Consider the following 9,048-nt stretch of genomic DNA (forward strand, 5'->3'; position numbering starts at 1 on the left):
GGGAACGACGCCGAGCCCCGCACCGCGCCCGAGAAGAGACGGCCGGCCGAAGAGGGCTCGTTTCCGACCGTCGTGCCGCGCGCGGCCGAACCGGCCTCGCCGGAGATTCGCGCACCGTCCGCCGCGCCGCCGGCCTCGCCCCACAGGGCGCGGGCCTCGTCCGCCGCGCCGCGGGCGTCGCCCGATGCGCCGCGCGACGCGAGAGACGCGCCGTCGCCCGGCAGGCCGCGGGTTGCAGGCGCAGCGTCGTCGCCCGACGCGCCGCGGGCCGCAGGGACCGCTTCGCCGCCGTTCGTTTGGACGCCGCGCGCCGGATCGCCGCCCGGCTCGCCGCCGAACCAGCGGTCGGACCGGCCGTCGGACAAGCCGTCGGCCCGTCCGTCGGTCCAGCCGATCGTCGCCGCGCCGCCCGTCGCCGCACCGTCTCCGACGGCGGGCCGGACGACGGGCCGAGAGCCCGCGCCGGAATCGGCGACGGCCGTCCCGGAGCGGAAGAGGCCGCCGGGAGCGTTCGCCGCGGCCGAAGCGCCCTCGTCGAAGACCGAGGTCGTTCCGCCGCCGGCGGCGGCCTGATTCGCGGCCGCTCGCGCGCCGGCGAACGCCGGGGTCGCGGCGGCGGAAGGATCAGTTCCGGCCGACGTCGCGGCCGCGGACCCGGCCGACGTCGCGGCCGCGGATCCGGCCGACGTGGCGGCGGGGCCGCGCCCGGCGGAGAGGACCGCCGCGCCCGACCCGCTCGCCGCGGACGGCGCGCCCGAGTTGATGGAAGAGGCCGCGGGCGAACCCGCGCCGAGCGACGTCCGCTCCGCCCAGGACTCCGCGGGAGGCGTTCCGCCGGACCCCGCGACGGGGCGCGGCGCGGCCGCGACGCCGGCGCCGGGCGCCGACGCTTCTCCGTCCGCGGAAACGGCGATCGCCCCCGCGCCGAAGTCGGTCGCGGGGGGACTGCTCGAGTCGCCGGCGCGCGCCGCCGCGCCGCCCGTTTCCGGAGGGGCGCCGCGCACGTCGGAAGACGATGGGGCCACGAGGGGACGCGCGAAAGCCGTCCCCCCCGGTCTCGGCTGGGATGGGCCGAGCGCCGCCGCCGACGAGTCCGCCGACGGGGATGAAACGCGGCTTCCCGGACTTCCGTCCCGCCTCGCGGCGGGAGCGGCGGGGGAACCGGCTTCCGGCGGCGCCGCGTGGGCCGTCGGACCGGACCCCTCGAACGGGGAACGCGAGGACGCCGCTTCGATCGGCGAAGCGACGACCTGCGACGAGGAAGACGCCCCGATCGGCGAGGCGTCTCCTCCGTCGTTCCCCGCTTCCCGGTCTCGATCGCCGAGGCCGGGATAGGAGCGCGGATTTCCCGGGGCCGAGGGCGCGGCGCGCGGCGACCCGCCCTGCTCGGCCTCGATCGGCGAGGTCGATGCGCCGGCGGCGGGCGTCGCGCCCATGGAGCGCCCGGGACCGCTCCGCGGCGCGATCGGCGCGTCCGCGGGCGGCTCTGGCTGTCGCGCTGCACCGCCGGCGGCGGAAGCGGCGCCCCGCGGATCGGCCGACGGGGAGCGGCTTTCGCCGAAGGCGGGCGCATCGGCCGGCTCGTACCGCCCGCTCCGCGCCCCGCGTCCGCGCCGCGCGCCGCCGTCCTCGGGGACCTCCAAGTCCGTGGGGGCGGCGCTGCGGGGGGCGACGTGCGGCGCGGCGGGCGGTTCGGACGCATGTTCCGGAACGGGAGTTCCGGCGACCGCGTCCGGCGTCGAAGCGGCGCCGAGGATCGACTCAAACGCGTCCGGGAGCGGGCCCTGCCCCCGTCCGGCGAGTCGCGTCCCGGCGCCGGAAGCGTTTCCGCTTCCGGTCTTCGGCGCTCGGCCGTCGATGTGCACCATCGGTTGCATCGCGACCTGAGCAAAGCAAGGGCCGTGCCGAGCCCGCCGCCGCGCCAAATTGCGTGTTTTCAAGCACATCGGCGAAGGCCCGCACCGCGTCGCCACGGGCCGGTGGATCGAAGCTGCCGCGGGCGGCAAGATTTGCCGCCCTCAATTCCCCGCCGGCGCGGCCGACAAGAAGCGTGACGAGGCGCGGACCGAACCGCGCCAAGACCCGCGACGCCCCGCGGACGCCGCGTGGATGGACGACCGACGTGAAGACCTCTCCCGCAACGGTTTTCGCCCGCATCATCCGCCGCGATCCCGACGCGGTGGCCAAGGTGCTCGCGGAGAACGTCGAAGCGCTGGTCGGCAGCAAGGTCTCGCTGGAGCTCGTGCCCCGCGAGGGGCCGGACTTCGCGGCGCTGTTCGGCGACCGGGAGTTGTACGTCTTCCCGATCGAGGACCACCACGGCAACCCGTTCCCTTCGCTGATGGCGTTCGACATGCCGGCCGCGGTCTATTCCGGCGGCGCCTTCTCGCTGATGGGGCCGGAGCAGCTCAAGGAGATCCTCAAGACCGGCGAGGTGCCGGAGATCCTCCACGACTCGATCGGCGAGGTGGCGAACATCATCTGCGGCGCCGCGGTCCACATGATCCGCGGCAAGGTCGCCGAGGCGCCCCAGTTCCGCCGCGGCGCCGCCTTCCGCCGCGTCCGCGTCGGGCCGTGGCCGGCGCTCCTCGCCGAGTTCGGCCCGCGCGTGCCGTGGGAGATCGTCGCCTGCCGGATGAGCCTCGCCGGCGAGGAGCGGGGCACGATCTTCTTCGCGGCCAGCGACTGCGAGAAGGGGAAGATCTCGAAGGAGGAGATCGTCGCCGTCGCCGGCCCCGGGCCGGAGCTCGAGTCGCTTCCCGGCTGGTCGGACGACGCCCCCCCGGAAGACGACATTCCGCTTTCCGCGCAGGGCGACGGCGTCCCGGAGATCCCCGACGAGAGCGCGGTCGCGCCGCCGCCGGCCCGCGAGGCCGCGGCCCCCGCGCGCCCCGCGCCGCCGCCGCAGCAGCAGCAGCAGCAGCAGCCGCCGCGCCCCGCGCCGCCGGCCCCGCAGGCCGAGCCGGACGCGGAAGGCCCGCCGATGGAAGGGCTGCGCGCGCTGGTCACGGGGAATCCCGCCGACCCCGCCGCGGCCGCGCTGCGTTCCGTCCTGGAGAGCGTCGGCCTGCACGTCCTGCCGGCGTTCGCGCCCGGCCAGGACCAGCAGGCGCCGCCCGACGCGATGTTCGTCGTCAGCCGTTCGCCGGTGGACCTGAAGATCCGGCTCGAGCGGACCCCCGCCGGCCGCCGCCCGGGGATGATCGTCGCCTGTTCCGACCGGCCGACGCGCGACCTCGTGGTCGCCGCCCGCGGCGGCGGCGCCGAGGCGTTCCTGGTCCTCCCCGCCACGGCCGAGCGCGTCCGGTCGATCCTCGCGCGCCTTCCCGCCCCCGCGGCCGTCTGACCTTTTCCGCCGCCGGGCGACGACGAAAAAAGCGGGACGCGCGCGCGTCCCGCTCTCTCGTTTCCGACGCGCCGAGGCGTCAGTCGGTGTCGCTGTAGATCAGGCTGGTCTCGACCTCGCGTCCCTCGACCGTCCACATCAGGTGGGCGTCGCCGGTCGCGCCGACGCCGTGCAGCGTCGCCTCGCCGTCCATCACCGACGGCAGCGAGAGCTCGATCCGCCCGCCGGTCGCGTCGAGCTGCCGCTTGACCGAACCGCCGAGCATGTTCGCGAGTTCGCCGAGCGAGTCGGAGACCATCACCGGATCGTCGCCGAGCATCTCCTCGCCGCCGACGAGCGCGCCGGCGAGCGTGCGCGCCCCCTCCGGCGTGCAGGCGATCGAGAGGATGCCGCGGAACGACGTTCCGCCGAGGCCGATGATTCCCGCCATGCCCATCCCGCGCGCGGCGGGAAGGCGGGTCGGGCCTTCGATCGCCAGCCCGAACATCGTCTCGATCACTTCGCGGAAGGCGGTTTCGAGCGCCGGGCCCAGGTCGGCGTTCCGAGGGGCGGTGTCGTCCATGGCTTCCTCGAGCCTGCTCTCAGGCCTTGGCCAGAATCGGCGTCAGCGCTTCGCCGAGCCGCTCGGGGGTGAACGGCTTGGTCACGAAGCCGTCGGCGCCCGCGGCCGTGGCCTGCTGGACGCGCTCGCTCCCCGCTTCCGTGGTGACCATCACGATCGGCGCGGTGAACCCCTTGGCGCGGGCGGCCGCGACGAAGTCGATCCCGTTCATGTTGGGCATGTTCCAGTCGCAAAGGACGAGATTGACCGCCTGCGCGCCGCCGACGACGTTGAGCGCCTCGAGCCCGTCGCCGGCCTCGAGAATGTCGCCGACTTCCAGGCCGGCCTGCCGCAGCGCGCGCGTCAGGACCTTGCGCATCACCGCCGAATCGTCCACCAAGAGCACCGTGATCGGCATCCACCACCTCCGGCAAAGCCCGCGCGCGCGGACGCGAAGCGAGCGCTCCGCGGCGCGCGCCCTGCGCCTTCCTTATCGGTCGCGCCGCCGCGGGCTGAAGTGTAGCAGCAACGACGGGACCGATTCGCCCGTTCGGCCTCGCGCCCGTCCGGCCTCGCGCCCGTTCGGCCTCGCGCGTCCGGCCTCGCGCCCGTCGCGCCGTCGGATCGCGGCGATGCCGGGCGATCACTGCGTCAGGCCGGGCCCGGGGACGCGGCACGACGCGAGCCGCGACGGGAGGGGACGGGCCGCCTCGAGCGCCCGCTTCCCTTCGGCGAGCGCGGCGCCCGCCGCGCGGCACGCCGCGCCTTGGCGGGTCCAAAGGTCGTCGAGCTGCTTGAGCCGTTCCCCGAGGCGCGCCAAGCCGTCGCGCGCCCGCGCGGAGTGGATCCGCAGTTGCGCGTCGCAGAGGAACGCCTGCCGCAGCGCCGGCTCGTACGGCGCGCCGAGTTCGTCGAGGCCGATCCCCTTGGCCATGAAGAGGCCGGAGACCTCGCGCACGAGCGAGAGCGGCGCGTTCGTCTCGTCCGCCAGCCGCGCGATCACCTGCGCCAGCGTCTCCCGCTCCCGATCGGCCACGACCGCTCCTTCCGCGCCCGGCGCCCGCGGCGCGGTTCAGCGCGCGCGGTGCTTCCTCGACGTCTTGGTACCGCGATGGCGGTGGGTGTCAAGCGGCGTCCCCTCCGACGCGGCGGACGGGGCGGCGGCGGCGGACGCGGCCGAGAACGCGGCGCCCGGCTCGAGCTTGGCGAGCACGTTGTCCTTGATCCAGTGCTCGTCGAGCCACTCCACCGGATCGACCGACTTCCCCTGCACGAAGATCTCGAGGTGCAGATGGTCGCCGCCGGCGAGGCCGGTCGAGCCCGAAGCGCCGATCGTCTGGCCGCGCGCGACGGTCTCCCCTTCCTTCACCGCGATCGACGACATGTGGCCGGAGAGACTCATCAGGCCGCAGCCGTGGTCGATCAGCACCGCGTTGCCGTAGATCCCGAACCACCCCGCGTAGACGACCTTGCCGGCGTTCGGCGCCGGGACCTCGGCGTGGGCGAGGCTGGCGAGGTCGAGACCGAGATGGGTCTCGGTGTCCACGGCGCGTCCCTGGTAGACGTAGCTGCGCGTCTCGGCGAAGCCGGCGCGGCGCGCGGAGTTCTTGAGCTGCAGGAACGGCCCCTGCCAGAGCATCGTCGGCGCGGTGCGGCGGGAGAGCTCGACGATCTTGGCGAGGATCTGCTTGCGCAGCTCGCTGTTGATCCAGACGTACTGGTCGATCAGCGCGCCGTCGGTCTTCATCCCCGGCGTGTTGGCGGCGATCGGCGGGACGACCTTCTGGAGGAAGGCGTCGTCGATCTTGATCGTGTCGCGCCGCGCCGGCGACGGCTTGAACTGGGTGAGGAACGACTGCTCGACGCGGTTCCCCGCCTCGTCCTCGGCGAAGACCTTGATCCGCGAGGGATCGGAGAGCTCCCACGGCGAGGCGTAGAGGACGAACCGCCGCTGCGGATCGCCGCCGGGCACGGGGAACGAGAGCGACTCGACGTCGCCGGCGACGACGCCGGAGCGTCCCTGCGGCGCGCTCGTCTGGATCAGGACCACCCCCGCGCCGCCCTGGCGCAGGTAGTGCTGCGTCGAGAGGACCGCGAGCTGCGGCGGGCGCAGATGCACCGCCATCTTCCGTTCGACGACGACCGGGGCCTTGGAGCGGAAGAGCCCGGCCATCCGGTCGGCGGTGGCGCGGATCGTGACCTCCCCTTCCTGCAGCCCGGGGACGTTGGCCGACCCGACCGTCGCCTCGAGGTCCGCCTCGGCCGTCGGCGTCCCGCGGGTCAGGGCGTAGGCGCCGCGCCGCGCGAACTGCTTCTCGCCGAGCGGCACGACGCGCTCACCCGCGACCAGTTCCAGCTTGACGTTCCCGAGACCGCGCCGCGCCTCGGCGAAGCGGGCGACGATCTTCGTCGCGCGGCCGATCGCCGGACGGTCCACGTCGATCGCGATCGTCGGCGCCGCACCTTGGCGCAACGCGCCGAAGAGGCCGTAGACCGCGGCGAGCGCGGCGACGGCGGCCAGAAGCCAGACGAAGCCGGAGATCCGGCGGGGACGATCGAAGGAGTCGTTGGCCACGAGCGTGCCCTCCGCCCCGCCGCGCCGCGCGGGCGGCCGTTCGGCGGAGCGGCGTCATTCTAGGCCGCGCGGGCGCCCCTTCAAACGCCGGCGCCCTGAACTCCGATGGCGCTCAGAAACGACTGCCGGAATCGCGGCAGCAAACGGGTAAGATCGCGGCCTCCGCCCGCCCCGCTCTGGACTCTGAAGGACGGGCGGAGAAATGACGCTGCGACCAGAACGGTCCTCCACTTCCGTCGGCGTTACCGGCAACGAGGCGGGACGCGGCCGCAACCGGGAGTCTCACTCGTTGCAAGAGGTTCCAGACGCGTGGCAACTGCAGAAGTAGTCCCCAGCAAGACAGACGCAGTCGCACTCCCTCATGTCGCAGCAGCCGTAGCAATTCGGCGTGATGCAGCAGTACGACGTTTCCCAGCGGGCCACCCGACAAGCATCTGACCTCAGATACGCAATGCTCTGCTTCCAGCAACCATTGCCGCCACAGTTCCCGCCGCCGCCAGTCCCGTCCCAGCCTTCACCATCGACGACAGTGGGCGCGAGAGGGCGGGGAATCGCATCCTGCGTTGGCACCCCCAACACCAAGAAGTCAATTGAGAGCATGACTTTGAGCATTCTTGTTTGGTTTGCGCTCAAGATCTCCGTCATGGGCCCCGCTGTCACCCACATACCGAGAGTCTCGTCGAAGCTGGCCGATGCGGTCTGGCCCGTCAGGAGATCGACCACGCCGTATCTGAGTCGATCGTTCGACATCGTGATCCGCAAGAGATCCGTCCCGCCTTCGGACCAAGTGATCGTCTTGTCGGATATCGAGTTCTGAGTCGTCAGTGCGGCAACGGTGTTTCCTGCACTGTCAAGCAGGACCGCAAGGATCCCGCCCTGAATGTCCTGCTGCTGAACTGTCCTGACCCCTTGGGCCAGCAAGTCCCCCTGCGCAGAGAATGTCTTGGTTGCGGCTTCAGTTCCAGCCATGCCGCCAATGGTCGTGATAGCGACCACGCAGGCGCTGCAGAACGACCGCCCCATGGAAAACCACGACCGCTGGTTAGTGTTGCCCGATACACAGCGAACTTGCATCTTGTCCTCTCCTCCATTCTCTCTTTACCCTGCAACGCGGATCGAATCTCCGAGCCGGAGACCGCGACGCAGGTCATTGTGTTTCCCCCGATTCACTCTTTTGTTCTGCATCTCTCGATCAGGGACACCCACTTCTCCTCGGTCCGTTCTGAGAAGCCCACGGATTTGCCGCAAATGAGCCCATCTTTGACGAAGATCGTCTTGGGTACGGCACCAATTCCAACGTCTTCAGCCCATGCCGCCACATCGCGGGCCCGCGCGATCCCCGGCGGCAGCGACGCGGGGTTCCGCACGCCAACCTCGACCGGGACCGCGACGATCTGCACATCCGAGGGCATCTGAATTCGAGACCAAAAGTCACCCAGTTTCGACAGCCCCTGTTGGCAAGGCACGCAACGTTTGCTCCACAAATACAGCTGGAAAATCTTGCCGTGAGCATTCAGCGATATCGGCCTACCGTCCTCTCGCTCAAGAGCAGGGATCCTCGTGACGCTGGCAACACGATTAGCGGTGAGGTCCGTTTTCGCATTCCGCAGATTGTCGCGGAGGCCGGCTACTAGGCTTGGCGCCATGCCGATGAGCAGAAGAGCGGGTAGCGCGACGGAAACCCACCTGACTGCCGGCGAGTCGGCAAAACGACGGACACGCCGCAAGACCTCTGTTGCCGCGATCAACGAGAAGAAGAGAAGAAGAAGAAAGCGAAGCCCGGTCATGTCGGCACGGCCGCACAGCGTCGCGGCCACATAGACGATGCCGAACACGCTCGCTGGAACCGTGGTCCACCAGCAGGCAACCGCCACCGCGAGCGCACCGACCGGGACCAAGAGGGGAAGGAACGCGCGGCCGGCCACAGCGCCGGCGGCAACGGTGCTCGCCCAGAGGAGGGCAGAGCCAAGGAAGAGGAGAGCAACGACGCCCCTTCGCGCAGATTCGGCACTGAACATCCGTGCAATACACCGGCTGCTGCCGCCAACCATGAACAGCCCTCCCGCGGACAAGGCAACTCTTGTATACCGATACGGCCTTCAAGAAGCCCTACGGACGTCCGATGTCCTTCCCCCACTAAAGACAACGCATCGCTTGCCGGCGGCCCAAAGCACCGGACCCAGCGTCAAGGCGTCCCAATAGAGGCGGTCGACGGGTCCATTGGCAACCGACGCGGACATTCACGATCATGCTGAGCTGCGCTTCGACGTGGAGCCTCAAGAACTTGCCCCCCGAACTGATCTCCGCATCCCCTCACTGCCGCTGCGTCCTATTCGCGTTGAATAGTATGAGTGTCTCCCCACGATTGCAACAGCAGTGAGCGGCTGCGGTTCTCCGGGAGACCAACCGCCCGGCTGGAACCAAGGTTCCCGCGCCGGCGAGTTTCTGGCGGTGGCGCGGCACTCTGGAACGCGCAGGTGGGGAGCGTAACGTCGCTTCTGTAAATTGAAATCTTCGAGCGCCGCGCGCCGCGTCCATCCGGCGTCGTTCGCGTCCACCTGCGGAGCGGAGGCGCGCAGCGCGCGG

7 protein-coding genes are annotated in these 9,048 nt (G+C 71.3%); 1 reads left to right on the forward strand and 6 read right to left on the reverse strand.

The window, feature by feature from the left end; genetic code table 11:
• The first annotated feature begins 2,122 nt into the window (after positions 1–2,122).
• The gene (locus tag LLG88_11630) at positions 2,123–3,346 is read left to right on the forward strand and encodes a hypothetical protein (protein ID MCE5247550.1); all 1,224 of its coding nucleotides are present in this window, start codon (positions 2,123–2,125) and stop codon (positions 3,344–3,346) included.
• Between the two features lie 79 nt (positions 3,347–3,425).
• Here the strand turns inward: LLG88_11630 and LLG88_11635 are convergent, their stop codons facing one another.
• The 6 genes from LLG88_11635 to LLG88_11660 form a co-directional block, all read right to left on the reverse strand.
• Positions 3,426–3,908, reverse strand: coding sequence for a chemotaxis protein CheX (locus LLG88_11635; protein ID MCE5247551.1), 483 nt, complete (start codon positions 3,906–3,908; stop codon positions 3,426–3,428).
• Positions 3,909–3,927: 19 nt separating this feature from the next.
• Complete coding sequence (locus LLG88_11640) at positions 3,928–4,305, reverse strand: response regulator (GenBank protein ID MCE5247552.1); 378 nt, start codon at positions 4,303–4,305, stop codon at positions 3,928–3,930.
• Between the two features lie 225 nt (positions 4,306–4,530).
• On the reverse strand, positions 4,531–4,923 hold the full coding sequence (locus tag LLG88_11645; protein ID MCE5247553.1) for a hypothetical protein: 393 nt from the start codon (positions 4,921–4,923) through the stop codon (positions 4,531–4,533).
• Between the two features lie 36 nt (positions 4,924–4,959).
• A complete protein-coding gene (locus LLG88_11650; GenBank protein MCE5247554.1) occupies positions 4,960–6,462 on the reverse strand; it encodes a M23 family metallopeptidase in 1,503 nt (500 codons plus the stop codon).
• Positions 6,463–6,744: 282 nt separating this feature from the next.
• Positions 6,745–7,536: a hypothetical protein gene (locus tag LLG88_11655; protein ID MCE5247555.1), complete on the reverse strand. Its 792-nt coding sequence runs from the start codon at positions 7,534–7,536 to the stop codon at positions 6,745–6,747.
• 92 nt (positions 7,537–7,628) lie between these two features.
• Entirely contained in the window at positions 7,629–8,480 is an 852-nt protein-coding gene (locus tag LLG88_11660; GenBank protein ID MCE5247556.1) for a hypothetical protein, read from the reverse strand.
• Positions 8,481–9,048: the final 568 nt, after the last annotated feature.

This window comes from bacterium, from assembly GCA_021372775.1.
Classification (GTDB): Bacteria; Acidobacteriota; Polarisedimenticolia; order J045; family J045; genus JAJFTU01.

Excerpts from the sequence above, each read along its gene's own strand:
- LLG88_11640 (MCE5247552.1), bottom strand. The coding sequence starts at position 4,305 with ATGCCGATCACGGTGCTCTTGGTGGACGATTCGGCGGTGATGCGCAAG.
- LLG88_11635 (MCE5247551.1), bottom strand. The coding sequence starts at position 3,908 with ATGGACGACACCGCCCCTCGGAACGCCGACCTGGGCCCGGCGCTCGAA.
- LLG88_11655 (MCE5247555.1), bottom strand. The coding sequence starts at position 7,536 with ATGCAAGTTCGCTGTGTATCGGGCAACACTAACCAGCGGTCGTGGTTT.
- LLG88_11660 (MCE5247556.1), bottom strand. The coding sequence starts at position 8,480 with ATGTTCAGTGCCGAATCTGCGCGAAGGGGCGTCGTTGCTCTCCTCTTC.